The sequence below is a fragment of the Stenotrophomonas sp. Ste96 genome (assembly GCF_024519495.1).
Taxonomy (GTDB): domain Bacteria; phylum Pseudomonadota; class Gammaproteobacteria; order Xanthomonadales; family Xanthomonadaceae; genus Stenotrophomonas; species Stenotrophomonas bentonitica_A.
In genome coordinates this window covers 1-318 of sequence record NZ_JALJRX010000058.1, presented here as the reverse complement: position 1 = coordinate 318, position 318 = coordinate 1, and the positions used below count along the sequence as shown (strand labels likewise).

Genomic DNA, 318 nt, shown 5'->3' with positions numbered 1-318 from the left:
GCATCCATCGCTCCGACGGCAGCCAACCGGTGGGTCGGGGAATCGGTCCGGCGCTCGAAGCGCACGATGTGCTCAAGGTGCTGCGCAACGCCGCCGATGCACCGGCCGACCTTCGCGAACGCGCGCTTGCGCTGTCCGCAGCGCTGCTGGACATGGCACCGGGCAGCAGCGCCGGCACCGGATTGGAGCGCGCGCACAGCGTGCTGGATTCCGGGGCCGCACTGGCCAAGTTCCTGGCGATCTGCGAGGCCCAGGGAGGTTTTCGCGAACCGCCACGGGCGGCGTTTACCGCCGACGTGCCGGCAGCCACATCGGGAC

The 318-nt window shown here is 70.8% G+C and carries 1 pseudogene; it reads left to right on the top strand.

The features are described 5' to 3' along the window. Nucleotides 1–29: 29 nt before the first annotated feature. Nucleotides 30–318: pseudogene (locus OC373_RS18935) on the top strand (thymidine phosphorylase); the annotation flags it as partial.